Origin of the sequence: Microbacterium hydrothermale (assembly GCF_004854025.1) — a bacterium.
Classification (GTDB): Bacteria; Actinomycetota; Actinomycetes; order Actinomycetales; family Microbacteriaceae; genus Microbacterium; species Microbacterium hydrothermale.
This window is the reverse complement of record NZ_STGM01000002.1, coordinates 282,689-308,219: the sequence shown is the minus strand read 5'-3', so window position 1 is coordinate 308,219 and position 25,531 is coordinate 282,689. Positions and strand designations below refer to the sequence as shown.

Annotated in this window: 23 protein-coding genes and 1 pseudogene; 8 read left to right on the top strand and 16 right to left on the bottom strand. The window is 72.4% G+C overall.

Annotated elements, in window-relative coordinates; genetic code table 11:
• Positions 1 to 454: 454 nt before the first annotated feature.
• The 3 genes and pseudogenes from FB047_RS17195 to FB047_RS05065 all read right to left on the bottom strand — a co-directional run.
• A pseudogene (locus tag FB047_RS17195) lies at positions 455 to 1,009 on the bottom strand (DUF998 domain-containing protein); the annotation flags it as partial.
• 314 nt (positions 1,010 to 1,323) lie between these two features.
• The gene (locus FB047_RS05070; RefSeq protein ID WP_136586110.1) at positions 1,324 to 2,229 is read right to left on the bottom strand and encodes an aldose 1-epimerase family protein; all 906 of its coding nucleotides are present in this window, start codon (positions 2,227 to 2,229) and stop codon (positions 1,324 to 1,326) included.
• Positions 2,226 to 2,849, bottom strand: a complete 624-nt coding sequence (locus FB047_RS05065; protein ID WP_136586109.1) for an antibiotic biosynthesis monooxygenase — start codon at positions 2,847 to 2,849, stop codon at positions 2,226 to 2,228. The genes FB047_RS05070 and FB047_RS05065 overlap by 4 nt, the downstream gene beginning before the upstream one ends.
• Before the next feature lie 369 nt (positions 2,850 to 3,218).
• On the opposite strand from FB047_RS05065, the gene FB047_RS05060 reads away from it, so the two are divergent.
• Positions 3,219 to 5,387, top strand: coding sequence for a DEAD/DEAH box helicase (locus FB047_RS05060; RefSeq protein WP_136586108.1), 2,169 nt, complete (start codon positions 3,219 to 3,221; stop codon positions 5,385 to 5,387).
• 116 nt (positions 5,388 to 5,503) lie between these two features.
• Here FB047_RS05060 and FB047_RS05055 read toward each other — a convergent pair whose 3' ends face one another.
• The gene (locus tag FB047_RS05055) at positions 5,504 to 6,607 is read right to left on the bottom strand and encodes an Rv2578c family radical SAM protein (RefSeq protein WP_136586107.1); all 1,104 of its coding nucleotides are present in this window, start codon (positions 6,605 to 6,607) and stop codon (positions 5,504 to 5,506) included.
• Positions 6,608 to 6,737: 130 nt separating this feature from the next.
• Between FB047_RS05055 and FB047_RS05050 the strand changes: the two genes are divergently transcribed.
• A complete protein-coding gene (locus FB047_RS05050; protein WP_136586106.1) occupies positions 6,738 to 7,430 on the top strand; it encodes a hypothetical protein in 693 nt (230 codons plus the stop codon).
• Between the two features lie 54 nt (positions 7,431 to 7,484).
• Here FB047_RS05050 and FB047_RS05045 read toward each other — a convergent pair whose 3' ends face one another.
• The gene (locus FB047_RS05045) at positions 7,485 to 9,428 is read right to left on the bottom strand and encodes an AAA family ATPase (RefSeq protein ID WP_136586448.1); all 1,944 of its coding nucleotides are present in this window, start codon (positions 9,426 to 9,428) and stop codon (positions 7,485 to 7,487) included.
• A 117-nt stretch (positions 9,429 to 9,545) separates the two neighbouring features.
• On the opposite strand from FB047_RS05045, the gene FB047_RS05040 reads away from it, so the two are divergent.
• The 4 genes from FB047_RS05040 (at position 9,546) to FB047_RS05025 (ending at position 13,655) form a co-directional block, all read left to right on the top strand.
• Positions 9,546 to 10,682, top strand: a complete 1,137-nt coding sequence (locus FB047_RS05040) for a M15 family metallopeptidase (protein ID WP_240752636.1) — start codon at positions 9,546 to 9,548, stop codon at positions 10,680 to 10,682.
• Positions 10,683 to 10,933: 251 nt separating this feature from the next.
• The gene (locus tag FB047_RS05035; RefSeq protein ID WP_136586105.1) at positions 10,934 to 12,724 is read left to right on the top strand and encodes a TIGR03767 family metallophosphoesterase; all 1,791 of its coding nucleotides are present in this window, start codon (positions 10,934 to 10,936) and stop codon (positions 12,722 to 12,724) included.
• Complete coding sequence (locus FB047_RS05030) at positions 12,721 to 13,074, top strand: hypothetical protein (RefSeq protein ID WP_136586104.1); 354 nt, start codon at positions 12,721 to 12,723, stop codon at positions 13,072 to 13,074. Before FB047_RS05035 ends, FB047_RS05030 begins: the two co-directional genes overlap by 4 nt.
• Entirely contained in the window at positions 13,071 to 13,655 is a 585-nt protein-coding gene (locus tag FB047_RS05025) for a hypothetical protein (protein ID WP_136586103.1), read from the top strand. Before FB047_RS05030 ends, FB047_RS05025 begins: the two co-directional genes overlap by 4 nt.
• Here FB047_RS05025 and FB047_RS05020 read toward each other — a convergent pair.
• From FB047_RS05020 to FB047_RS05010, 3 genes are all read right to left on the bottom strand, one after another.
• On the bottom strand, positions 13,630 to 14,652 hold the full coding sequence (locus FB047_RS05020) for a pirin family protein (RefSeq protein WP_136586102.1): 1,023 nt from the start codon (positions 14,650 to 14,652) through the stop codon (positions 13,630 to 13,632). The two genes, FB047_RS05025 and FB047_RS05020, sit on opposite strands and share 26 nt — an antisense overlap.
• Entirely contained in the window at positions 14,649 to 14,987 is a 339-nt protein-coding gene (locus FB047_RS05015) for a GNAT family N-acetyltransferase (protein WP_136586101.1), read from the bottom strand. Before FB047_RS05015 ends, FB047_RS05020 begins: the two co-directional genes overlap by 4 nt.
• A 100-nt stretch (positions 14,988 to 15,087) precedes the next feature.
• Positions 15,088 to 15,603: a CGNR zinc finger domain-containing protein gene (locus tag FB047_RS05010; RefSeq protein ID WP_136586100.1), complete on the bottom strand. Its 516-nt coding sequence runs from the start codon at positions 15,601 to 15,603 to the stop codon at positions 15,088 to 15,090.
• A 25-nt stretch (positions 15,604 to 15,628) separates the two neighbouring features.
• Between FB047_RS05010 and FB047_RS05005 the strand changes: the two genes are divergently transcribed.
• Positions 15,629 to 15,823 carry a hypothetical protein gene (locus tag FB047_RS05005; protein ID WP_136586099.1) on the top strand — a complete coding sequence of 65 codons (195 nt, stop codon included), beginning with the start codon at positions 15,629 to 15,631 and terminating at the stop codon, positions 15,821 to 15,823.
• A 124-nt stretch (positions 15,824 to 15,947) separates the two neighbouring features.
• Entirely contained in the window at positions 15,948 to 17,285 is a 1,338-nt protein-coding gene (locus tag FB047_RS05000) for an FHA domain-containing protein (RefSeq protein WP_167494155.1), read from the top strand.
• 53 nt (positions 17,286 to 17,338) lie between these two features.
• Here the strand turns inward: FB047_RS05000 and FB047_RS04995 are convergent, their stop codons facing one another.
• The 8 genes from FB047_RS04995 to FB047_RS16845 all read right to left on the bottom strand — a co-directional run bounded on the left by FB047_RS04995 (position 17,339) and on the right by FB047_RS16845 (position 25,329).
• Entirely contained in the window at positions 17,339 to 18,670 is a 1,332-nt protein-coding gene (locus FB047_RS04995; protein ID WP_167494154.1) for a S8 family serine peptidase, read from the bottom strand.
• Positions 18,667 to 19,995 carry a type VII secretion protein EccB gene (eccB, locus tag FB047_RS04990; protein WP_136586096.1) on the bottom strand — a complete coding sequence of 443 codons (1,329 nt, stop codon included), beginning with the start codon at positions 19,993 to 19,995 and terminating at the stop codon, positions 18,667 to 18,669. The genes FB047_RS04995 and eccB overlap by 4 nt, the downstream gene beginning before the upstream one ends.
• Before the next feature lie 4 nt (positions 19,996 to 19,999).
• Positions 20,000 to 21,334: a type VII secretion integral membrane protein EccD gene (gene eccD, locus FB047_RS04985; protein WP_136586095.1), complete on the bottom strand. Its 1,335-nt coding sequence runs from the start codon at positions 21,332 to 21,334 to the stop codon at positions 20,000 to 20,002.
• A 156-nt stretch (positions 21,335 to 21,490) separates the two neighbouring features.
• On the bottom strand, positions 21,491 to 21,778 hold the full coding sequence (locus tag FB047_RS04980; RefSeq protein ID WP_167494153.1) for a WXG100 family type VII secretion target: 288 nt from the start codon (positions 21,776 to 21,778) through the stop codon (positions 21,491 to 21,493).
• 1 nt (position 21,779) lies between these two features.
• Positions 21,780 to 22,097, bottom strand: coding sequence for a WXG100 family type VII secretion target (locus FB047_RS04975; RefSeq protein WP_076673392.1), 318 nt, complete (start codon positions 22,095 to 22,097; stop codon positions 21,780 to 21,782).
• 42 nt (positions 22,098 to 22,139) lie between these two features.
• Positions 22,140 to 23,660, bottom strand: coding sequence for a hypothetical protein (locus FB047_RS04970; RefSeq protein ID WP_136586093.1), 1,521 nt, complete (start codon positions 23,658 to 23,660; stop codon positions 22,140 to 22,142).
• Positions 23,657 to 24,943 carry a S8 family peptidase gene (locus FB047_RS04965; RefSeq protein ID WP_167494152.1) on the bottom strand — a complete coding sequence of 429 codons (1,287 nt, stop codon included), beginning with the start codon at positions 24,941 to 24,943 and terminating at the stop codon, positions 23,657 to 23,659. Before FB047_RS04965 ends, FB047_RS04970 begins: the two co-directional genes overlap by 4 nt.
• Complete coding sequence (locus FB047_RS16845) at positions 24,940 to 25,329, bottom strand: hypothetical protein (RefSeq protein ID WP_167494151.1); 390 nt, start codon at positions 25,327 to 25,329, stop codon at positions 24,940 to 24,942. The genes FB047_RS04965 and FB047_RS16845 overlap by 4 nt, the downstream gene beginning before the upstream one ends.
• Between the last annotated feature and the right edge of the window lie 202 nt (positions 25,330 to 25,531).

The following is a 25,531-nucleotide window of genomic DNA, read 5'->3' as shown; positions in this document are numbered from 1 at the left end:
CCGGGGTCGCCTGCGCGGCCCCGCTCCGTGCGGCGGCGTCCGCGGCGCCGGAGTGCGAGGGGGAGGATGCCGCTCCGGTCACTGCCGTCATCGCGGGGATGCGGGCTGCGCGCCGAACGGCCGCCGTGGCGGAGAGCGGTGCCAGACGCTGCGGCCACCCGACAGGGACGGCGGTCGCCGTGCCGGTGAGGGCGGACAGCACGTCGATGCGCGCGCGCGTCGGGCGGCCGGGGCCCGTGGCGAGGGGGGAGCGGCGGTGCGACACGACCGCGATGAGGGGCAGCGCCGAGGGGTGGCTCGCTGCGGCGGCGAACGACGGGGCAGCGAACGATGCGGCGAAGACGCTGCGACCCGCGCGGCGACGTGCGAGGTGCGCGGTGGTGCGCTCACCCTCGGTGCGCGCGGGGGCGGCGACGCGCGCGGCGCGCGCGGCGAGAACGTGGGTGAACATTCCCGACCAGGCGAACATCGCCGTGCACGAAATGGTCTCGAAAAGGGCGAGATTGATGGTGGCCGTGACGAAGAGGGTGATCGAGATGAGGAGCCAGACCGTCGCGACCGCGGTGCTGACGGCCATGCGCTTGCCCAGGCGGTTGAACATGATGGGCGCGCTGATCAAAAGGGCGAGGAATCCGAGCACCATCGAACCCGCGACACGGTCGTGAAGGTCTTTGTCGGTGTTCAGCGGAATGCATCCGACCAGGGCGAGATTGACGCCGACGACATTCAGGCAGAGGAATGCCACGGTCGCCGCGCCGCGGCGCACGGGGCCGCGACCGACACGGCGCACGTCGCGGCGGACGCAGAACGCGAACACGACGACGATGAGACCGCTGACCTTCAGGGTCGTGTTGAAGAACGCGCTCGAGAGGTCGCCGAAGATCCCCAGCTGGCTGAAGTGCAGCTGCCACCACAGCGGGTCGCTGGTCGTCGCGATGGACAGCAGCAGGCCGCTGACCAGCACGATCAGGGCGGCGGCGCCGACGTGGAGCGACGGGAGGGTGCGCATCCGGCGGGTGAGGCCGGACAGGTGCGACGTCGACAGGGAGAAGGGGACGGCGGAGCGGAGCGCGCTGCTCATGATGGGGGATCTTTCCTCGTGACGGAACGAGGATCCCCCCACATCGCGGGACCCTCGGCCCCCGTCGGCTCATTCGGGTAAAAACCGGGGGGAACCTTGACCCTTTGCTGCCCCCGGTCGCGACGGAAACCGTCAACCCGAATGGTATCGTTCGCGCCTCCGAAATGGGAAAGGGCTTGTCTCCTCTTTTCCCTGGTCATAGGGCGTATTTCTTGTCCCCCAAATGGGGGACAAGATTCGCTTTATGCCGTGAAGCGCACGCCCCATTCCCGATGCAGAATGCCGCCGCATTCCAGGTGCTCGAGGTCGTCGCCCGTCGCGAAGGCGTTCGCGGGCGCCGTCATCGGCTCGATCGCGACGGCGAGGGGGTGCCCCGGATAGCGGTCGGTCGTGAAGACCTGCGCCCAGCGGAATCCCTCGTCCTGCCATAGTTCGACACGCGCCCCGTCGGGCGCCGTCAGCGTGTGTCGGGCCCGCCCCTCGGCATCCCTCTCCATCCCCCGGTAGCCGTTGTCGAGAGCGGCGTCGCCGAGGCGCACGCCGTCGCGCAGGTCGGTGCCGGCGCCGACGGGTACCTCGTCGACGGGGATGTTGCGATCGTCGAGCACCAGCGTGGTGGTCCCCGACGAGTGCACGACCAGATCGGCGGTGTCGACGCCCCCGATCTGCAGGTACGGGTGCACACCGAGCGCGACGGGCGCCGTGCTCGCGCCCACGTTCTCGATGTCGTGGGCCACGTGCAGCCCGTCGGCCTGCAGGGTGAAGGTCACGCGCGTGCGCAGGTGGAAGGGGTAACCGGTCTGGGGGACCACGTCGGCGCCGAGCACGAGCCGCTCCTCGGTTTGCTCGATCGGCTGGTACGCGGCGAAGCGCAACAGGCCGTGGCTCGCGTTGCCGAACTTCGGCTCGCTGATCGCCAGCTGCAGGTCGGCGCCGTCGAAGCGGTACCTGCCGTCGCGGATGCGATTCGGCCACGGCACCAGCACGACCCCGGATGCCGCGGGCGTCGGCACGTCGTCGGGGTAGCGGGGCACGAGGTCGACCCCGTCGACGGTGAGCGCGCGCAGCGCCGCACCCACCTGGGCGATCTCGGCGGAGACGTTCGCGCTGCGCAGGACGAAGCGGTGGCCGGTGGGATCAGCGGTCATGACGAGGCCTTTCGTGGACGGGGCGGTCGCTGCAACCAGGGGTGGAGCAGGCGGGTGACCCACGGCAGAACCAGGTAGGTCATGACGGGGGTGAGCAGCAGAGTCGTGGCCAGCACCCGCAACGGCAGGGGGATCTCGGCGAACCCCGGGACGAAGCCCAGCAGCCACGACGCCAGCAGGTTGGTGGGGAAGAACCCCACCCAGATGGTCACGGCCTGTTTCCAGCGGGGAGGAGCGGGAGGCACCGGTTGCTGCACGGGCGAGGTCGTGGCATCCGTCGGGGCGAGGACCGAGCCGAACGCGGCGTCGAACCACCCCTCGATGCCCGTGCGTCGCTCGCTGCGCTCCTCGCGCGCGAACGGACGCCCCGAGTCGAGCCACCACTGCCGTTGCGAAGAGGTCTCCCACTGTTCGAGGGTGGCGATGTCGCGGAAGCGGTACAGCATGTACCAGAGGTCGCTCTCTTCGCCCGCGCGCACCCACCCCGAGCCGAGGAAGCCCGGGAAGGCGGTCGCGAGGTCGGTGCCGGCCTGCATCCAGGAGGTCGCTTCGGCGGTGCGCGTCGGGTCGATGCGCCGCTCGATCGCCACCGTGATGGGGTGGGCGTCGGTGTCTGCCATGCGTCCATTTTCGGTCACCCGTCGCGCCGTCGCGGCGCGGGCGTTCGAGAACAGGCGATCGTGCGGGAACAGGCCGTGACCGCTCGGGTGAGCCCTGTTCTGGAGCGATGCCCTGTTCTAGCGGGGTGGGGCCGCAGAGGGTGGCCGGGCATGGATGCCATTCCCAGGCGCGACCTGTAACGTGGGGCGGTCGGCTCTGGACACCGCGTGTGATGCGCGGATGGGTTTGTGAGTCCAAGGGGCCGATGGACAGGACGCGATCGCGGCCTCGACCCATCAGTGAATGGCCCCCGGCCGACGACAGTCCGGGTATCCCACCGCCACGAGCGGTGATGCTGTTTCGCGCGAACAGAACCCAGGAAGTTCCCCATGCCCAAGAACAAGAAGCCCGCCGGCGGCCGCGCCGCCAAGAACTTCGAGCCGCGCTACGGCGCCAAGACCTCGTTCCAGGACCGCAAGCGTCGTCCCGGTGCGGAGGGTCCCGCCAAGCCCGGCAGCAAGAGCCCGAACCACCGCGGCTACCGTCCCGAGGCCGAGGTCGCGCCCGACAAGCGTCGCTGGAACGCGTCCGACCGAGCCGGCCGCGACCAGGCTCGCGACATCCGCAGCTCCGCCCGTGACGACCGTCCGGCTCGTTCGTTCGATCGTGACGAGCGTCCGCGTCGGTCGTTCGAGGACCGTCCCGCGCGCTCGTTCGATCGTGATGAGCGTCCGCGCCGTGAGGCGGGCGACCGTCCCGCCCGTTCGTTCGACCGTGCCGACCGCCCGGCTCGTTCGTTCGACCGCAGCGATCGTCCCGCGCGTTCGTTCGACCGTGCCGACCGCCCGGCTCGTTCGTTCGACCGCAACGACCGCCCGGCTCGTTCGTTCGATCGTGATGAGCGTCCGCGCCGTGACGCGGGCGACCGTCCGGCTCGTTCGTTCGACCGGACCGACCGCCCGGCTCGTTCGTTCGATCGTGATGAGCGTCCGGCTCGTTCGTTCGACCGCAACGACCGCCCGGCCCGTTCCTTCGATCGCAACGACCGCCCCGCGCGCTCGTTCGACCGTGACGAGCGTCCCCGCCGTGACGCGGGCGACCGTCCCGCCCGTTCGTTCGACCGCACCGACCGTCCCGCGCGTTCGTTCGACCGTGACGAGCGTCCGCGTCGGTCGTTCGACGACCGTCCTGCTCGTTCCTTCGACCGCGCCGACCGCCCCGCGCGGTCGTTCGACGACCGCCCGCGCCGCGCCGACGGACCGAGCCGCAGCGACTGGAACGCGTCGCCGAAGCGCTCCGCCGAGCACGAGCAGCGCGTCGACGTGGTGCACGAGCGTCTTCAGGCCGAAGCGGTGGATGCCGCGACGGTGACCGGCGCCGGGTTCGCCGATCTGGGGCTGGGCGACAACATCGTCCGCGCCCTCGCCGGACTCGGGGCCGAGAAGCCCTTCCCCATCCAGGCCGCCACCGTCGTTCCGATCCTCGAGGGCCGCGACGTGCTGGCCCGCGGTCGCACCGGCTCGGGCAAGACCATCGCCTTCGGCGCCCCGCTGGTCGAGAGCATCCTGCGCTCGCAGGCCGGCAAGCGCCGCGAGTTCGGGCGCGCCCCGAAGGCGCTCATCATGGCGCCGACGCGCGAGCTCGCTCTGCAGATCGACCGCACGATCCAGCCGATCGCGCGCAGCGTCGGTCTGTTCACCACGCAGATCTACGGCGGCGTGCCCCAGGCGCGCCAGGTGGGTGCGCTCAAGAAGGGCGTCGACATCATCATCGGCACCCCCGGTCGCATCGAGGACCTCCTCAACCAGGGCAAGCTGAACCTCTCCGAGGTCACCGTCGCCGTGCTCGACGAGGCCGACCACATGTGCGAGCTGGGCTTCCTCGAGCCGGTGCAGCGCATCCTGCGCGCCACCGCGAAGGGCAGCCAGAAGCTGCTGTTCTCGGCTACGCTCGACCGCGAGGTCGCGGCCCTGGTCGACGAGTTCCTCGTCGAGCCGGCCGTCTACGAGGTCGCCGGAGAGGATCAGGACTCGAGCACGATCGAGCACCGCGTGCTCGTGATCGAGCACCGTGACAAGGCGCAGATCCTCGACTCGCTCGTCGACCGCGAGGGCAAGACGCTCGTGTTCGCCCGCACCCGCGCGTACGCCGAGATGCTCGCGGAGCAGTTCGACGACGCCGGGATCGCCGCGGTCGCCCTGCACGGCGATCTCAACCAGCAGAAGCGCACGCGCAACCTCGAGAAGCTCACCTCGGGTCGCGTCAACGTGCTCGTGGCCACCGACGTCGCCGCCCGCGGCATCCACGTCGATGACATCGACCTGGTCATCCAGGCCGACGCCCCCGACGAGTACAAGACGTACCTGCACCGCTCCGGCCGCACGGGCCGCGCCGGTCGCAGCGGTACGGTGGTGACGCTCATCACGCGTCAGCGTCGCCGCCGGATGACCGAGCTGCTCGATCGCGCCGAGATCGAGGCGCCCTTCGAGGAGACCCAGCTCGGCGACGACGTGCTCGAGGAGATCTCGGGCCGTCAGCTGGCCGACGTCACGTCGTAAGCGTTACTCCGAGAGGCCCCCGTTCGCGTTCGCGCGGCGGGGGCCTCTCGCGTTCACCCGTCCGTCCGACGGCCTCGCGTCCCTCTCGTCTGCGCCATCGGAGGGCCTCACGCCGTTCAGAACAACCTCGGTTCGCTCGCCGGAGCGACGCGGGGGCGCGCGGATGCCATGCCGACGGTGCTGCGGACCGGACCGAGGCTGCTCGTGGTCGGGGTGCGGGCGGCGAGTCCTGGTTGGGGGCGGCCGCGAGGGTGGTCGTCTTCGTCCCACCCGTCGAGCCCGTGCAGGCGGAGCAGGGGGCGCAGGCGCTTGCCGAGCCACGAGCGGTAGGCCTTCGGCGCGGTGACCGAGACGCCGGGATACAGCCCGCGATACGACGAGACGAGGTGCGGCTGCTCGCGCTCGAGCCACTCGAAGAACCACTGCTTCGCGCCCGGTCGGAGGTGGAGGGCGCCGTAGACGACTCGGGCGGCTCCCGCCGCACGCAGGCGTGCCAGTGCGTCGTCGAGCACCGGTATCGAGTCGGTGAGGTGGGGGAGGATCGGCATCAGGAAGACCGTCACCCGGAATCCGGCCGCTGTCGCCGCGCGGACCGTCTCGAGGCGGGCCTCGGCGCTGGGGGTCCCCGGCTCGATCGCGCGCTGCAGCGCATCGTCGAAGACGGCGATCGACATCGCCAGCGAGACCGTGACCTGCTCGGCGGCCGCGGTGAGCAGGGGGAGATCCCGGCGCAGCAATGTGCCCTTGGTCAGAATCGAGAAGGGGGTGCCGTTGTCGGTGAGGGCGCCCACGATCTCGGGCATGAGGCGGTAGCGTCCCTCCGCCCGCTGGTAGGGGTCGGTGTTCGTGCCGAGCATGACCGGTTCGCGTGCCCAGGATCCGCGACGCAGTTCTGTCCGCAGCACGTCGGCGACGTTGACCTTCACGACGATCTGCGAATCGAAATCAGCGCCGTAGTCGAGGTCGAGGTATTCGTGCGTCTTGCGCGCGAAGCAGTACGCGCAGGCGTGGCTGCATCCCCGGTACGGGTTGACGGTCCAGTCGAAGGGCATCGCCGACGCGCCCGGAACGCGATTGAGTGCGCTCTTGCACAGCACCTCGTGGAAGGTCATGCCGGCGAATTCCGGAGTGGTGACGGAGCGGACGAGACCGTCCATGCGCTCCATGCCGGGCAGCGCCGCCGTGTCGTCGACGCCCAGCTGTTGACCCTGCCACCTCATCTCGATAGTCGAACACATGTTCTATTCAAACGCAAGGCGGTGTTGTCCACATGCGTCTCCATGGACGAACGGCGACGCGCTACTGTGACAGCCAAGTCCGCTCGCCGAGCGGAGTGACAGGGGGTGGCGCATGGTCGACGACCGGCAGGTCCGGGGTCACGCCCTCGTGCACCGATCCGCGCGGCCGCTCGAGTCGCGGCATCCGGCATTCGTGGTGCGGCATCCCACTCTCTCCGGATGGATCTGGCTCGCGGTCGCGGTGGTGCTGCTCGTGGTCTGCGAGATCTGGGTCGAGAACGAGTCGGCCGGCGTCCTGGTCTCGCTCGTCGGCGCCCTTCCGTCGCTCGGCGCGACGCTTCTCGTGCTCGCGCAGACCCCGCGGACGCATCTCGACTTCGAGGAGTCGATCCTCGGCCACTTCTTCGCGCGTTTCTTCGCGGTCCTGGGGGCGCTGATCCTGTGGATCGGATCCGTCGTCCTCGGCGCCGCGGTCGCCGTCCAGCTCGCGGAAGACACCGGAGCCGATCCCGAGAAGGCGTGGGTGGAGGCCTTCGAGATCTTCGGCGCGGTCGTCCCCTTCATCGTCGCGATGCTGTGGGCCGTGCTCGTCTTCCGCTGCGTCGGCTACATCGCGCGGTTGCGCGGATGGGCGGGCGTGCCCGAGCGGCATCGCATCCCGGATCAGTTCTTCGCGGATCTGCCGCGCACCCGGCGCGTCGTCGTCGGCCTCGCCCACCCGTCGCTCCTGCTCGTCGCGGGTCTGCTGAGCATCGTGGTCGCGATCTTCGCGGCCGCCGAGGTCGGGTTGAGCGACATCGCGTGACGCCGTGTCGCGGCCGGCCGCCGCGGGGAGTGAGGAGCCGTCTCCCGCGCCGCCTCAGTCGAGCAGCCGGGCCGCGACGAAGCGCAACGCCTTCGCGCCGTGCGCCAGGGAGTCCTCCTGCTCCCGGCGAGAGTGGTCGGGGAGATCGGGATCGGCCAGGATCCCGCGCGTCACGCGCTGCGACGCCGCGAGGATCTCCACCAGGAACTCCTCGTCGCCGTCCGCGAGCGGCACGAGCAGCTCGGCATCGTCGAGGGGCCATCCGGTGGGGGCGAGGGGGCCGGGATGCCGCGCGGTCGCGGCGCTGCCGGCATCCATCAGGCGCGCCGTGCGGGCCGCGACGACCGGGTCGCCGCCGACGCGTTCGACGGAGCCGGTGTTGTCGAGCGTCCCGTAGACGGCGTGCCAGACGGGCATCGGGAAGCTCAGCTCGTGGGTCGGCTCGGTCGTGTCGACGACGGGCTCGTCGGCATCCTGACCGACGGTGTCGAAGGCGACCCCGCGTCCGTCGGTCTCGTCGTGATAGCCGAGATCTCCGAACGGCGACACCTGCAGGTGGGGGCCGCCCGGGTGCGGGACGAAGGGCGCGTGGCCCACCAGGGTCGCCGCGTGCGCCGACGGCGCCGTCTCAGACCGCGTCCCCAGGAGCACGCGCGTCAGCGCGGCCCCCGAGGCGAGCAGCTCGTCGAGGGCCGCCGCGAGGTCGTCGTCGCTCGGCGCCTCGTCGCCCCGGACCGCCGCGCGCAGCACCGTGCCGCGCAGCAGTTCCTTCGCGAACGACCCCGTCGTGCCCCGGGCGCGGTCGGCCGCGGCCTCGAGCGCGTCCGCCGACAGGGGCAGTCCCTGGGCGTACCTGCGGAACAGGCGCCGTCGGTCGGCGTCGTCGGGAAGGGGGATCTCGACGCCGAGGTCGACGCGCCCCGGCCGGGCGGCCAGAGCCTCCTCGAGGATCTGCACGTGGTTCGTCGTCATGACGAAGGCGATGTCGGCATCCGGTTCCAACCCGTCGAGGGCGTCGAGCACGTCGAACAGCACGGGCTCGGGCGAGAAGCCGCGGTCCGCCGCCACCAGGTCGATGTCTTCGAGCACGACGAGGGCGGGGGCGAAGGTGCGCGCGATCTCGGCGGCGGCGGTGACGAAGCGGATGCTGGACCCGGTCAGCACCACGGCGGTCGTCCCGGGGGTGCGGGCGAGCAGGTGACGCACCGTGAGCGTCTTGCCGGTGCCGGGAGGGCCGTACAGCAGGACGCCGCGCTTGAGGTGCTGTCCGGCGGCACGCAGGGCCTCGCGGTGGTCGCCGATGCCCACGACGTGGTCGACGATGCGTTGCAGCACGCCCTCGCCGAGAACGATGTCGTCGGCCGACACGTCGGGGCGGGGCAGGAAGGTCGCCCCGGCCTCGTGCCCGTACTCGGTCGGGACGAACGACAGCACCTGGCCCCGCAGCACGCTGCGCTCGATCATGAGCCGCCGGATCTCGGCGAGTGCCGCCGCCGTGGCATCCGGATCGGCGCCGATCACCTCGAGCTGGGGCTGCGCCGGCATCGACCGCGGATTGGCGGAGCGCTGCACGATCGCAAGCGGGTGTCCGTCGAACCGGAGCAGGCGCACGCCGAACGACACGACCCGACGCTGCGCGGTGGCGCTCACGTCGCGGGACTCGTACGACACGGGCCCGGGAGCGAAGTGCGAATACGGACCGGAGAGGAGCTCGGATGCCGACACGTGCAGGCGCTGCTCGCCTCCGGTCACGCCGATCAGGCGCCCGCCGCCGCGCTCGGTGAGTTCGTCGAGGGCGATGTCGGCGTCGACGTAGCGGTGCGCCGAGAGCGTCTCGGTGGTCACGGGAAGGGTCGTCGCATCCACGCCGAGATGGGCGCTCACCTCCTCGCCGAGCCGCGTGCGCTCCCCGGCCCGGTCGGCGGCGACCACGCGGTTCACGGTCTCGAGATAGCGGCCGAAGGCGTGCGCGAGTGCGCGGTCGTCGTCGTCGAGCATGGTCCCCCCCGATCTGCTCACGGTGGCTCCAGAGTGCCCGTTCGGAGGGTGCGGGGGCAACCGTCGCCGGCCGACGGGTCGACCGCGGGCCGCCCCCGGGAGACAATGGGAGCACTCATGTCCCCCGATCCCGAGCTCTCCCCCCGCCGCGCGGCCCGCGCGGAAGCCGAGCGACTCGCGACGGAGGCCCTCGCGCAGATCCCCCCTCCCGCTCCGACGCGCCGTCAGCTGCGCGAGGGCGCAGGCGCCGCGCGGGTCGAAGAGCCTCGACGCCCGAGCGCGGCGCGCCGCGGGCTCGCGCAGACCCTCGCCGCCCTTCCCGCGGACCGCCGACGTCGTCTCGCCGTCGTGATGGGAGCGGGAGCCGCGGTGATCGTCGGCGTCGTCGTCGCGATCGGCGCGGCAGCGGGTTCCGCACACGACGCGGCCGCATCGGCATCCGTCGACGACACCGTGAGTGCCGCCGTCGCGGGTCCGCCGGCCGTTCCGGACGAGGGGCTGCCCGTGCCGCAGGTCTCCGCCGTCGCGGCGACCGCGACACCCTGCGACGACCCGGCCTTCACCGCCGCGCTCGGGCAGGGCGACGACACCGCCGCGATCGCCGCAGCGGGCGGTGGGGCGGCGTTCCGCTCCGCGGTGGCATCCGGGATCGCCCCGTGCGTGTCGCTGAGCGACCCGGACCGCGAGTGGCTCGTGGTCAACAAGCAGCGCCCGCTCGACCCGATCGACTACGCCCCGGGCGACCTCGTCATGCCGGCGAACGTGCGCGCCCTCGAGCAGTCGGCGCTGCGGGCCGCTCCCGCCGAGGCGCTGAGCGCGATGGTGCGTGCCGCGGCCGACGCGGGGGCGGGCGAGATCGGGTACCTCAGCGCCTTCCGCTCCTACTCCACGCAGAAGTCCACCTACGCCGGCCGCGTCGCCGTGGGCGGCGTCGCGGAAGCCGACCGCGAGAGCGCACGGCCGGGGTACAGCGAGCATCAGACCGGCAAGGCCGTCGACATCGTTCCGTGCAACGGCTCGTGCGGCACGCTCGACGACGTCGCCGCATCGCCCCAGGGCGCCTGGGTGCGCGAGCACGCGTGGGAGTTCGGCTTCATCACGCGCTACGCCGAGGGGCGCGAGGACTACAGCGGCTACGAGCCCGAGGCGTGGCACCTGCGCTACATCGGGCCGGAGCTCGCGCAGGCCTATCACGACGGCGGGTACACCACCCTCGAGGAGTTCTTCGGCCTCCCGGCGGCGCCGACCTACTGAGCGACCGACGCCCCGGGCGGCTCAGGCCCCTCCCGCGCCTCGATGCCTCGCGCCGCTCGACGCCCCGGGTGGCTGACGCCCCGGGTGGCTGACGCCCCGGGTGGCTCACGCCCCTCCCGCGCCTCGACGCCCCGCGCAGGCGCCCGCCACCGCGTCCGCCCTCCCCCGCCACGCCACGCCCCACCCCGCTCGACGCGCCGCGCGCCGAGGCGCTACATTCGTGTTCTTCCTCCGCCCGAACGGATGATCACGTGACCGGTCTGTCCCGCCGCCAGTTCCTCCACGTCGCCGCCACTGCCGCCGCCGCGACGGGGATCGGCCTCGACGCGCTCGTCGCCGCCTCGGCTCGCGCGCAGGCACCTGCCGCGACGGCGGCCGGCATCCCGACCACCCTTCAGCAGACCATCCGGCAGGGCTCTGTGGTCTCGGGACGCTATCGCGCGCTCGCCACGGGGGCGGGCGAGCCGTACCTCCCGCGCACCGACGTCCTGCGGCGCGCGCCGTCCGCCGCCCGCACGGCCTCGCGGCGGTCGCTGCTGTACCTGGGGCACCTGTCCGACCTGCACGTGATCGAGGCGCAGTCGCCGGGCCGCATCGAACCGATGATCGTGCAGGATCACTCCGCGTGGGGCAGTGCCTTCCACCCGCAGGACCCTCTCAGCCCGCACGCGACGGCGGCGATGGTGCGGGCGTTCTCCGACGCCCGGTACAGCCCGCTCACCGGAGCGCCGATGAGCGCCGCGATCGTCACCGGCGACAGCGCCGACATGCACTCGCACCTCGAGCTGCGCTGGTACATCGACCTGATGGACGGCCTCCCGGTCGACCCGGCCACCGGCGGGCCCACCTGGCAGGGTGTGCAGGCCTGGAACGAGGCGATCTGGGCGTACCGGCCGAACGATCCCCGCGGGGGCGCGTTCGGCGACTACGGGTTCCCGCGCCTGCCCGACCTGCTCGCGCAGGCGATCGCGCAGAAGGTGGAGTCGGTGGGGCTGCCCGCGCCCTGGTACGCCGTGTACGGCAACCACGACACCCTCCTGCTCGGCACGTTCGACATCAGTCCGCAGCTGCGCGCCCTCGCCGTCGGCGGGCGGAAGTCGTACACCCTGGATGCCACGGCGAGCACGGCGCTGGAGGGGTGGGCGTCGAGCACGAGCGTGTTCTCCCAGGCCCTCGCGGCCCTCGGCCTGGCATCCGGAAACCCGGGGATGCGGGAGGTGCCCGCGAACGAGGATCGTTACCTCTTCGAGCGGCGCGAGTTCATGGCCGAGCATTTCCGCACCGAGACCACCCCCGGACCCGTCGGGCACGGCTTCACCGCCCACAATCTCGCGTCGGGCGAGACGTGGTGGCAGGTCGACCTGAGCCCGCGCGTGCGCGCCTTCGGCCTCGACACGTGCAACCAGGTCGCGGGTCCCGACGGGGCGGTGCCGGAGTCGCAGATGCGCTGGTTGCGGGCGCAGCTCGAGATCGCCCAGCGCGAGCAGCGGCTGGTCCTGATCTTCAGCCACCACAACAGCCTGACCCTCGAGAACCGGGCGGTGCGGCCGGGAGCCGACGAGAAGCTGTACGGGGCGGAGGAGTTCGTGGCGATGCTGTTGGAGTTCCCCGTCGTCGTGGGGTGGCTCAACGGCCACACGCATCTCAATCAGATCCTGGCGCACACGAGCGCCACCGGTGGGTTCTGGGAGATCACCACCGCGTCGTGCATCGACTTCCCGCAGCAGCAGCAGGTCGTCGAGCTCGTGGACAACCGCGACGGCACGCTCTCGCTGTTCACGACGGTGCTCGATCACGCCTCTCCGGCGGTGCCGGGGTCGTCGGGTTCCGTCGCCGATCTCGCCAGCCGCAGTCGGGAGCTCGCCGCCAACGACTGGGCCGAGACGCCGCTCATGCGCCGCGGCTCCCCCCTCGATCGCAACACCGAGCTGCTGCTGCCCGCGCCGTTCGACCTGGAGGTCATCACCGACGCGCAGCTCGAGGCGCAGCACGTCGCCGAGCGCGCGCGGATCGTCGCCTACGAGACGGAGCGCGCGCTGTGAGGCGGGTCGCGACGTCGGCCTCGCTGGGGGCGGTGCTGGCGCTCGCGCTCGCGGGCTGCTCGCAGGTCGCGGCGATCGCGCCGGTGGGCGGCAACCACCTCACCGAGGTGCGGTTCGCGACCATCGACGTCCTCCTCGACCGCGGCGTCGAGCTCGAGGCCGTCCCCACGTGCACCCGCGCCGACGACGGGGCGATCTCGTGCGCGGGAACCACGGGAGAGGGGGATGCCGTGGCCTCGAGCTCGCCGGCATCCGATCCCGACGCCCTCACCGTCACGGTGTCGGGCGCGGTGGTCTTCACCGGCAGCGTGAGCGCCGTGATCGACGCGGCGGCGGGGGACGCCCCGTGAGGCGGGCCCTGCTCACCGCGGCGGTGGTCGTGGGGCACGCGGTGATCCAGACGGCGCTGGTCGTCCCGCGGGCGGCGGTCGCGGCATCCGCCGGGTTCATCGCCCTCTTCGCGGCCTCGGCGGTGGCGATCGCCGCGGCGGCCGTCGCACTGGTGGTCCTCGCGGGCACGGGCGGGCGGCCCCGGATCGGACGCGCGATCGCGGGGGTCGTGGTCGCTCTGGTCGTCGTCGCCGCCCTGGCGGTGCTGTCGGCGGCGACGCTCGTGCCGGCGATCCTCGTCGCTCTGGTCGTCGTGTCTCCGCTGGGCAACGCCGGGGTCGGCGGGGCCGTCGGCCTCGGCTCGTTCGCCCGGCATCCGGTCCGCGCGGTGCTGGCGGCGGTGCTGACGGTGGTCGTCCTCGCGCTGATCGGCGTCGCCGCTCTGCTGCTCGGATTCCTCGTCACCGGATGGCTGGGGGCCCTGGCCACCGGCATCGCGGGAGGTGCTCTCGTGGCGCTGCTCGTGCGCCTCTGGGCCCGGCTCGCGATCCGCCCGCGGGGCGGGGCGAGCCGGGTCAGACCCGCCGTCGCCGCGCAGTGAGCCGCACCGCCGGAAGCGGGGGAGCGGGGATGCGCTCGGGACCGTGGTCGACGACGTCGCCGAACCGCTCGGAGTGGCCCTCCCACGCCTCGCGCGCCGCGACGATCTCGTCGTGCGTGCGGCCGACGAAGTTCCACCACATGACGATGTCGGCTTCGAAGGGTTCGCCGCCGAGCAGGAACACGCGGGCTCCGTCGGTGCTGCGCAGTTCGAGGTGGTCGCGGCCGGTGCCGAGGTACACGAGTCGGGTGTGATCGACGGATGCCGTCTCCCCGGCCTCGAGGGCCGGCCCCGGGCGACGAACTGCGTCGGCGTCGACGGCATCCATCCCGGTGACCGCCTCGGCGGTGCCGGTCATCCCGTAGACGGCGTACTCCCAGTCGGGGCGCAGGGGAACCCGCACGCTCACGCCCGCCGGGAGGCGCAGCTCGGCCCCCACGATCGGGGTGTGGACGGTGGCGGGCGAGGCGACCGCGCCGAGCGTGCCCATCACCACCACCGCGTCCGCGCCGTCGCCGAGGTCGAGCACGGGAAGGTCCTCGTGCCGTTCGAAGGCGGGGGCGCCGTGCCGGCGCGACTCGGGAAGGGCGACCCACAGCTGCAGTGCGTCGAGAGGGATGGGGCCCTCGCCCACCGAGTACTCCGAGTGGGCGATGCCCGCGCCGCTGGTCATGAGGTTGAGGGCGCCCGGGCGCACGACGACGTCGCTGCCCACGGCATCCCGGTGACGCACCTCGCCGATGATCGGCCAGGTCACCGTCTGCAGGCCGATGTGCGGGTGGGGTTCGACGCGCATCAGGGTGTCCTGCGGACCGAACCGGTCGAGGAAGCACCACGCGCCGACCATCGGCAGCGAGCGGTGCGGGAGGGTGCGGTGCACCTCCATGCCGCGCACCCCGCCCAGGGGCACCTCGCGCGCCTCGACCACGAGGGCGCGCGGCCCGTCGCACTCGACCGGCCCCTCCGACGCGGGCGGAGCGACGTCGAGGCGGGTCACGACGGTTCGCCGGACCCCGCCGAGTCGGCGGCGTCGGCCTCGTCGGGCCACTCCACGACGAGACCCGGTACATCGTGCTCGCGGAGGTAGTGCGCCACGAAGGGGCAGGAGGGGATGACGCTGCCGCCGCGGCGGGCGAGATCGCCGAGGGCTTCGCTCGCCAGCGTCGACCCCAGGCCGCGGCCCTTGAAGGCCGGGTCGATCTCGGTGTGCGGCAGCACCACGCGGTCCTCGCCCGCGGGACGGAACTCGAGGAAGCCGCCGAGCTCGTCGCCCACGTTGATCTCGTAGCGGCGTGCCTCGTCGTTGCGGGTCACGGTCAGTTCATCGGCCATCGGCGTCTCCTGTCGTCGGTGTCCACAGCAACGTACGTCGGCGCCGCGGTGTTCCGCCATCCCTGGACACGGCGCGCAGGGGCGCCCCGACGGCGTCGGCTCACGCCCGCGCGCGGTGCCGCCGGACGGCCGCGCGGTTGGCGCAGCGCACCGAGCAGTAGCGCTGGCGCCCGTTGCGGGTGATGTCGACGACGACGCGGTCGCACGGCTCCGAGGCGCAGCGACCGAGGCGGTTCATCCCGCGCGTGACGAGGTGCAGCGAGGTGCCGACCGAGATGACGGCCGCGAGGACGCGCGGCAGCGCTTCGTCGCTGTCGCGGTAGTGGAGGTGCCACCCCTCGCCGTCGTGGTCGGTGAGACGGGGGTAGGCGGTGACGGCGGCCATCTGCGTGTTCAGCAGCTCGGCCCGCGCGGCCGGGTCCTTCTCGTCGACGACGCGAAGCCACTCGTCGATCACCGCGCGCGTCTGTGCGTGATCGTCGGATGCCACCGGGAAGCGCATCGTCATCCCCCGCTCGATCGTGCGCTCCTCGATGCCGGCGCGGTCGGCCGGCCAGTCGTTGGCGAGCGAGGCGGCCAGGAGCACGGCGTACTCCCCGTAAGGGTTGAGATGCATAAGGGCATTACAACACGCTGGGATCATGACCGCCTCCCGCACCCGACCCGCCGCCGCCGCGGCATCCGTCCACGAACACGCCTGGCTCACGGAGTCGGTGCACGCCACGAGCGAGGGACGCGTGCGCTACGTGCGCTGTACCGGCTGCTCCGCTCGGCGCGTGGATCGGGAGCACCCGCTCGCGGTGGTCCCGGTCGCGGTGTCGCGCGCGATCGGATGACGCGGCGGAGGCCGGCGGGGAGGGGGCGGCCTCGGCTGCCGTTGCTCGATCCCCCGGGAGGACCGGCCACCCACGGGCGACGCCCGGCGCGGTAGCGTCGATGCAGACCGTCGACGGAGGACGCATGGATGCTCTGAGCCTGATCGCCGCGACCGCGGGAGCGGTGCTGGTGATCGCCCTCGTGCTGCACGTCTGGTACGCGATCGGACTGTCGCGCGTGCTCGCCGCGCACGGCGGCGAACCGTGGCGCGCGTGGGTGCCGCTCGTGAACGAGGCGGAGGTGTTCCGTCTCGGCCGCATCGACCCGGTGCGCGCGGTGCTGCTCGTGGTGCCGTTCGTGAACGTCTACGGGCTCGTGCTGAAGGCGAGGGCGGCGCACCGGCTCGGCGAGGGCTCCGGTCGCGGAGCCGGCACGACGACGCTCGCGGTGCTGCTTCCGCCCGCGTGGGCGATGGTCCTGGCTCGAGACCCGAAGGCGCCGGATGCCGCACCCCCGGCCCCGCGCGAGATCGACGGCCTCGAGTCGGTCGCCGCCGAGGCCGGTGAGGTCGACGGCCCGATCGCCGCCGTCCCGGGGGTTCCGACCGCCCCGTCCACCGCGGGTCCGGCGGCTCCCGTCGCCGCCGCGGCCGGAGGACGACGTGCCGTGGCGACGTCGGCGGAGCCGTTCGCGCCCCCCGTCCTGCCGGGACCCCGCGAGATCGGGGCGGGCGACGACCCGGACGCATCCTCTCCGGCGCCGGATGCCGTGGTCTCCGCCTCGCGGGCGGCGGCGCCAGTCGCGCCGGCTCCGGATGCCGGGATGCCGGCCTCGCGGGCCGAGGCGTCCGTCGCGCCGGCTCCGGATGCCGGGATGCCGGCCTCGCGGGCCGAGGCGTCCGTCGCGCCGGCTCCGGATGCCGGGATGCCGGCCTCGCGGGCCGAGGCGTCCGTCGCGCCAACTCCGGATGCCGGGATCCCGGCCTCGCGGGCGGAGGCGTCCGTCGCGCCGGTCGCCGTCGACGCCGCGGAAGGCATCGACGGTCGCGTGTCGGAGACGACGGACGCGACGGCCGAGCGACCCGCCGGACGCACCGACGTCGCCGACCCCCTCGACGAGTCGACGCAGACCGCGCGCCCGCGCTCCCGGCGCCGCGGGGACTGGACCCTCGGACTCCCCGACGGCGAGATGGTGTCCCTCACGAGCCGGACGGTCGTGCTGGGCCGCAAGCCCTCGAACGCCGACGACATGACCCAGTACGTCGCGGTCGTCGACGAGACCCGCACGATGTCGAAGGAGCACGCGCGCCTCGACTGGACCGTGACGGGCTGGACCCTCACCGATCTGGACTCGACGAACGGCGTGACGCTCGTCCACGACGACGGCCGTCTCGAACGTCTGCCCGGCGGCGGCACCGCGTCGGTGCCGAGCCGGTTCCGCCTCGGTGACGCGAGTCTCGAGCTGCGTCCGGCGGCCGGCTGAGCGCACGCGGCGGCTCCCTTAAGAGCCGTGCGGGCACGGGCTGACGCGGGTCGTCAGTCCGTGGCCGTGTCGTCGCCGTAGAGTCCGCGCCCGGTGGGCGCCGGTCGGCGCGGCACCGCGTCGTCACGGCGTCGGCTGACGTAGACCGCCATGGCTCCGATCGCGCCGAGAAGCACCAGGGCCCCCGCGCCGATGCCCGTCGCGAGGGTGATCGCCCCGGCATCCGGACCCGGGCCTACCGCGACACTGACCGGGGTCGGCGTCGTCGACGGCTGCGGCGAGGCGGACGCTCCGGGGAACGGGTTCGAGGGGCCGCGCAGACCGGAGCCCGGCACGAGCACGATGGCGTCGTAGGGCTGCACCACGCCCCATCCCGAGGTGTTCGACCGCGCGTCGGGCTGGGCCCGCACGGCCGTCGCCTCGAGGCGGTAAGCCCACTGGTCGGGCGTCTCGTCGGGGTGAGCTGCGGCCACGAGGGCGGCGGCCGCCGAGACGTACGCGGCGGCGTAGCTGGTCGCCGGCTTGTCGCTGGACACCACGCAATCCCCGCCCTGCGGCCACGACGACGCGATCGCCTGGCCGGGGGCCGACAGCTTCACGTGCGACCCGCGGATGCTCGCGCTCGTGACGGTTCCCGACGGGTTCGTGGCGGCGACGCCGAGGGCGCCGCGGAAGCCGGCCGGGTAGCGCACGCCGTCCTTGTCGTCCTCCTCGACGGCCGCCTCGGAGTCGCGGTTGCCCGCGCTCGCCACGACCAGGCTGCCCTTCTCGCGCGCGTAGGCGACGGCGGAGGCGAGTCCCCCGTCCTCGGCCGAGGTGCTCATCGAGACGTTGATGACCTGCGCCCCGAGATCCGCGGCGATCCGGATGCCGTTCGCCATCCGCTCGGTGTTCGGACCGAAGCCCGCTTCCCTCAGCTGCTCCGAGGTGCCCGCGAAGACGCGGATGGGGAGGATCTTGGCATCCGGGGCGAGACCCTGCACCCCCGACTTCGGGATGATCTGCGCCGCGATCTGACCGGCGATCACCGTGCCGTGCCCGTAGACGTCGGTGCGCGCGGTCGAGTCCGTGCCGTCGGGCACGAGGTTGATCCCGGGGAGCACGGAGGCGTCGAGGTGCGGGTTCGGAGCCACGCCGGAGTCGACCACGGCGACCACCACCCCGGCGCCCTTCGTGATCTCCCACGCGGCCGCGCTCTGCAGTTCACCCAGGGCGGGCGGAGTGTCGGAGACCCGCGTCGAGGCGAGGCAACCGTCCTCGGCGGCCGAGAGAACGGGGAACCCCGGGAGCGGCGCGGCCTGCGCGGCAGCCGGGACGCCCGCGCTCACGAGGCCGACCGCGATCGCGAGCGCTCCGAGACGTCTCGCGACGCCGCGGTGGTTCACTTCGCCTCCGGCGTGCGCTGCGCCGCGCTCTCGCTGAGCGAGGGGCCGGTGGCCAGCAGGGCCGTCCAGCCGTCGGCGATGGAGCCGATGTCGTCGGAGGTGTACCCGAGGCGGGCGATCGTCTCGTCGTCGGCGCTGGGGAGCGGGTAGGCCGTGCCCGTGGCATCCACCAGCGTGAGCACGCTCGTGTTCTGGTCGCCGCGCCCGCCGGCGCGCACCAGCGCACCGTGGCTGGGATCGACGCGAACGCCCGGAGACACGGTCGTCGAGGTCGGCTGGGTGGCCAGCGTGGTGACCGCCTGTCCTTCGGCGCCCTCGAGCACCGCGCACGGGCGCTGCCCCGTCGGAATCGTCTCGAATCCCGTCGACGGCCACTGGTCGCCGATGCCCTTCGAGGCCGTCGCCAGGCCGCGGATCTCGCTTCCGGTCACCTCGGTGACCTCGCCCTTGAGGGCGCTTCCGCTGCCGAGCTGGTACAGCTGCCAGGCGAGCGGAGACAGCGTCTCGAGCACCCCGCCGGTCTGCACGAGGAAGCGCTCGTCGTCGGGCGCACCCGCCTGACGCACGACCTGACCCACGCGCAGCGACGTTCCCGAGACGCTCTCGCCGTAGTTCTTCAGCGTGATCGGCGTCAACGCCGTGCCGGCGGTGAAGAGGTCGAGCCACGCGGCCGGAACGGTGACGGGGTCGAGCGCTGAGATCCCCGCGGCGCGCAGCACGGCGTCGGGGTCCTCGCTCGAGACGGCGAAGCTCCGCTGGCCCTGGATCACGTGCAGGATGCCGTCGACCGAGACGACCACGGCCCGATCCGGTGCCGGGGTGGGACCGGTCGCCGTCGAGATGCGCACGTCGAGCGACGCGTCGTCGGACACGCACGCACTCCATCCCGTGTTGATCAGGCCCGAGACGGGCGGGAGCTCGTCGGGGGCGCCGGTGATGCCGAGGGTGTCGCCGACCGGGGTGCCCGCGAGAGTGGCCTGGTCGGTCGAGATCACGCCGTACTCGTTCGCCGGGAGCAGCAGACGCGCGCTCGCGGTGTTGATGACGGGGTGCAGGGTGCCGTCGACGGTCACGAAACGGGCGCCGGTGTCGGAGACGAGGACGAGCTTGCCGTTCTCCCACCCGGTGGGCAGTCCGGGACGGATGAGGCCGTAGAAGACGCCCACGAGCACCACGATGACCGTGAGCGCGATGGCGGCGATCACGGCGCGCAGGGGGGCGGTCGGCTGCAGCTCTTTCCCGCCCGGGGCCCCGCTGACGAAGGCGGTGAGCAGGCGGCGGCGCGAGAAGTTCTGCGCCTCGATCAGATCGCCCTTGGTGGCCATCGCGTCAGGCCAGCCCGGACGAGATCACCGCGAGCGGCAGCAGCGCGGCGAGCACGAGCAGCTCGGCGGTGTCGGCGACGCGGATGAGGCGCAGCCGCGTCTTCGGCGCGAGCAGGGTGATGGTCACGACGCTGACGGTCGCGATGAGCAGCACGACGAGGATGCCGACCCGCAGCCCCGGCTGCGCGAGTGAGGCCACGACGCCCGCGACGACGAGACCCAGGATGCCGGTGGCCATGACCGTCAGCACGCCCGAGCGCGCGTACGTCTGCCGCGAGGGGAACATCATGCCGGCGAAGGCGAGGGCGCACACGAGCGCACCCGTGGCGTTCTGCGCCGCGACGAGCGGAGTGGCGACGAGGATCGCCGCCGCGAGGGCGAGGCGCAGGGCGATGAGGATGCGCTTGCCCTGCTCGACGCGGGCGGCGATGTCGTCGGCGTCGATCGGTTGCGGATCGGCGAAGATCTCCACGTCGTTCTGCGGCGAGACCACGCGCAGGCGGGTCGTGCTCATCGCGAGCCACGGCAGGGCTCCCGCGAGCGTCGCGATCACGCCGACCATGAGCGTCCACACCGTTGCGGGCGGGAAGAAGGCGGCGAGGGTGCCGGTGACGCCGAGCGCGCCGCCGGCGACGAGCGGGGTGAGCTGCAGTTCGGCGCGGTCTCGCGTGAGCGCCAACGCGACGCCGGCGACCACGAACGCCCCGCCTCCGGCGGCCGCCAGCGGCCAGCCCCACAGATCGAACGAGGCGGGGATCGCGAGGAACCCCGCGACGGCGGCGAAGACGGATGCCGCCATACCCAGCCCCTGGCCCGCCTCGCGCTGACCGAGCCGGGCGACCACGGCCGAGACGACGAGCAGCACGACCGCGCCGCCGCCGGCCACGAGCGCACCGAACGGCAGAGCGCGTCCCGCCGCGAGCAGCAGGACCGCGCAGACGCCGAGGAGGGCCAGGCTCACCGCCAGTGCGGTGCGGGCGTTGTCGCGCGTGGTCCACGGGCGGTTCTGCTGCGCGGTGGCGTCGATGACCGCCTCGACGATGTCGTCGTACACGCGCGGCTGGGCCACGAGTCCTCCGCGCACCAGGGTGAGCACCTCGCCGTCGACGATGCCCTGGGCCGAGGCACCGAGAGAGGGATCGACGGTGGATCCGTCGGCGCGCTGCAGGGCGTACCCCGCGGAGGTCATCGAGGCATCGAGTACGCCGAGCGACCGGGCGAACCCGGGCAGGAACTCGATGACGGGCACCTGGGCGGGGATGGCGATGTCGAGCCGCCGCCCTTCGCTCTGCACCGAGAGTCGCAGCAGCGCTCGTGTCGCGTTCATGACGTCAGCCATCCGCGGCCCCCTCTTTCCGGACCGAAGCCCCCTGCGGTCAGACCTCGAAATCCTATCGCCGCGGGTCGCGGCGGCGGTCGAGCGCCGAGCGGTGATCGCTCGGCGCCCGGTACTCAGCGCTGCGTGATCGGCGTCGGCCGCTCAGCGTCGAGCTGATCACTGGAAGCGCGCGGCCGAGGCCCGGTCGGCCGAGACATAGTCGTCGGCGATCGAGTCGGCCGCGTTCGAGATGCGCGAGAGCGCGTCGCGCATCTGCTCCAGGGTCGCGCTCCACTGCTGCTGAGCGTTGTTGTAGGCCACCTGCGCGGTGCCCTCCCAACTCCCGCGCAGGCGCGCGACCTCGGCATCCAGTCCGCCGAGGGCGGCGTCGATGCGGGCGCTCTCGGAACGCAGCCGTGCGGCGGCGGCGTGCAGGGCTTCGGGGGTGACGCGGAGATCGCCCATCTCACTCTCCTCCGAGCAGCGAGCCGAGGCCCTGGATGGTGGTGCGGTGCTGCTCCTCGACCGCTTCCTGGTCGCTCGCGGTCGCCCGCAGGGCCGCGCTGAGGGTGACGAGCACGTCATTCAGGCGCGTGGCTCCGGCCGTCCACTCATTGACGAGCGCGTTGTACGAGCTCGCCGCGTCGCCGGACCAGTTGGCGGCGAGCTCGTCGAGCTCGGCGAGGACGCGGCGGGCGCTGTCGCTGATGTCGGCGTGCGCGCCCATCACCACTTCGGCGCCCCGGACGAGCGCGCCCTCTTGGGCGGAGATGCGATCAGACATCGTCTTCTTTCTTGTCGGTGAGGATCAACGCGCGACGAGGGGTCACTCGTCGCGGCCGCCGGCCTGGGCGTTCTCGGACCGGGGACCGATCTGCTCGTCGTCTTCCATGCGCGGCGCGATCGGACCCGCGAGACCGCGTGCTTCGTCCTTCTTGCGCTCGGAGCGTGAGCCGGGGCCACCCATGCCGCCCACGCCGCGCGAGCCGGCGCCCGCGGTGCGGCCGGTTCCGGCCGCTCCGGAACCGCCGGCGCTACCCGCGCCGGTCCGACCGCTCGCCGCACCCGCACGCCCACCCGACGCTCCCGTGGTCGAGCCGCCGGCCCCGCCGACGCCACCGGCGCGCGTGCCTGCGGCACCGAGGCCGCCGGCTCGTGCACCCGCGCCGCGCGCTGTCGAGTTCGCCGAACCCGTGCCCGCCGCGCCGAGACCCCCGACACCGCGGGTTCCGAGACCGGCGCCGGCGCCCGGGCGTCCGAGCAGACCGCCGGACCGCGCCCCGCCCGCGCCACCCGCGCCGACCGAACCGCCCGCGGGGCCGCCGAAGAGACGGCCACCGGGTACTCCCGGCGCGCCCGCGCCGCCGCCGACGCGACCGAGAGCGATCGCGCCGCCGCCGCCGGCGATGAGACCGGCTCCAAGACCCGAGCCGAGACCGGCTCCGGGGCTGCCGGGCGTCCCGACGAGTCCGCCGCCCCCGCCGCCGGGAACCATCGGAATGCCACCGGGAAGGGTGGGGCTGCCGCTGATCGGACCGTCGGGAGTGGGCTCGGGAGGGATGTTGCCGATGTCGATGGGCGCGGGCGAGCCCGGAGGCAGTCCGGGCACGCCACCGGGGAAGGGACCGTGCTCGCCGGGCCCGGGAGGGACGGCTCCTGCCTCGGGTGGCGGGGCGGAAGGATCTCCTCCGCCCGTGGTCGGGCCGGACCCACCGGGTGCGATGTCCCAGTCGGGGTACTGCTCGAAGCTGCGACCACGGGCACCACCCGGTCCACCCGTCTGCTGTTCGGGATTCTCGGGAGGAGTCTCGTCCTCGTCTGAGACACGTCCGTCGAACGACGGCGGCTGGTCGATGTTCAAAGCGTCCAGACGTCCGGAGTAGGTCTCTACGTGGCGCTTCGCTTCGGCTTCACGCTGCTCCGCCATGTAGGTGTTGATCGCCCGGCTGGCACCTTCACCCGCCAGAAATGCCACCGGACCGAGCATCAACGTGGCACCGACCGCCGCTCCTCGCACAGCGGCGTCTTGTCCGGGGCTCATCTGGCCCGGTGGCAGGGTGGCGGCAGCGTCGCGCGCTTCGGTCCTCACCTCGTTGGCCTGGCTGATGGGGATCGGCATGTGCACGCCCAGGTAGTTGATCTGCTTCTGCACCTCGCCGGCCGTGTACGCGAAGGCTCGCTTCGCCGCGTCGCCCGACTTCCCAGCCAGCCCGGGATCGTCCTTGACCTGATCGAGCACCTGTTTCAGTGCGTTCAGACCGTTGAGGAAGTCGCTCCGATACGGCATGTCCCACGGGACGCCTCCCTCGGCGAGATTGATCAGACGCTGTTCCCACACTCCGGTCACGATGTGAACTCCTTTCCAGCTTTGCGGCGCTGTGAGACGACGATGGCGACGACGACCACGATCGCCAAGACGAGCAGGCCGGCCACTCCGGCGATGATCCACACGATCAAGGGGCCGATGCCTGGGGTGGAGGCTTCTTCGTCGTCGCCGTACTGCGTGAAACTGTCTTGCTTCTCGATGGGTACGTAACCGCCCGCGCTGACCGCTTCGGAAATCTGGTCGGGTGTCGGGATGCCGGCCGCCTTGTCGGTGAGAGGCGTCTCATCGGGAAGAGTCGTAGGGTCCACGCTCAGGAGTGTCGGTAGCCATGCCGCGCCGTAACCGAAGCCGTCGTCGGTGCGGGTGAGGTCATGCACCTGCCCGTTCGTCGTGCGGACGAGGGCCTGCACGAGTTGAGTGCCGCTCGCTGCGGGCGTCTTTTGGGCTGCGAGGGCGAGCATCCCGGCGACGACGGGCGCCGCGAAAGATGACCCGCTGCTCGGCGCCGAGGCATCCCAATCATCCACACGACCGACGGATGGCAGGTTCTTCCCCGCCGCGACGACGGTGGTCTGAGGGAGAGCGAGAACCTCTCCGTTCTGAGAGGTCTGCAAGTCGCCCTCGCGTCCGATCGCGGATGCGGCGACGATGCCGTTCATCGCTCCGAGGTCCTTGTCGTAGACGGCGAGCATGTCGGGGTTCGGCGTGCCGGCGATGATCGCGACGCCGCGTGAGAGGGCGTAGGCCACGGCCGGGCCATCCGCTGAGCGCGCGCCCATCGTGATGGAGGTCGTGATGATGTCGGCCCCGTCGTCGACGGCCGTCTTCACGGCGTATCCGAAGTCGGTGATCTCCAGATCGGTGTCGGGACGGCAATCGTCCGATCCTGTGCCGTAGCCGTAGAAGGTGACATCCGCCTCGGGGGCGATGCCTCGAAGTCCTCCTGCGCCGGTGCCGTTGCCGATGATCATGGCTGTGACGGTGGAGCCGTGGATGGCGCCCGCGTCTGCGACGTCGGTGGCTGCGGGCGTGCGGTCGGGGCAGATGACGGTGTCCGACACCGTCAGATTGCGTCCCTGGAAGACCGGCAGGTTCGGATTGATCGACTCATCGATGACGGCGATCTTCACTCCGGCGCCGGTCAGGCCCGCGTCGTGAGCAGCCTGCACGCCGTAGGTGTCGAGCCACCAGTCCCAGTCGGTGCCGGCCGCGTGCGCCGCCGTCGGAGTGGCAGCCGATATCGTCGCGCCGGCGACCACCACGGTGGCGAACAGACGCAGTGCTGCGCCGCGGAGGCGGCTCACTGCGGAATCCCGGGCAGCACCGACCGCACGCCGGACGACCCGGACGACGTCGCCGCCGAGCCGGAGGGGCCTGTCGCGGAATCCACGACGGCCATCGCCTGCGCAGCCACCGCGGAACTGATGGCATCCGTCTCCTGCAGTGCGGCGACGGCTTTCGTCAGCGCCTCGGCCTGAAGGCGTACGTATTCCCGGACCGCTTCGACCTGGGTTCCCAGATCATTCGCGCGGTCCCTCACCAAGTCCGTGAAGGCCGTGGCGGCCGGCTCGGTCGAGTTGCCCTCGACGATCGCGAGATTCGCCGCGGTGGGCAATTCATCGGGCACCGCGTTGAGGTTGATGACGTTGTGCTGAACGACGTCGCCGTCGTAAGAGACCTGATCGGACATGAGGATCACTCGTACTCTCTGATCGAAGGGGCGATCGTGGGGCGTAAACGCCTGTGAAGCGGGGTCGCGAGGATGCAACGCCGCCACGCCTCTGTCATGGCGTGTTCCCCTTGCCGGCCGTGCGGCGCTCGGGTCATCGCGGCGCTCCGTCGAAGGGCGCGCGCACGCCGAAGGGGTGGCCGGCAGGCGACGTCCAAGCGGG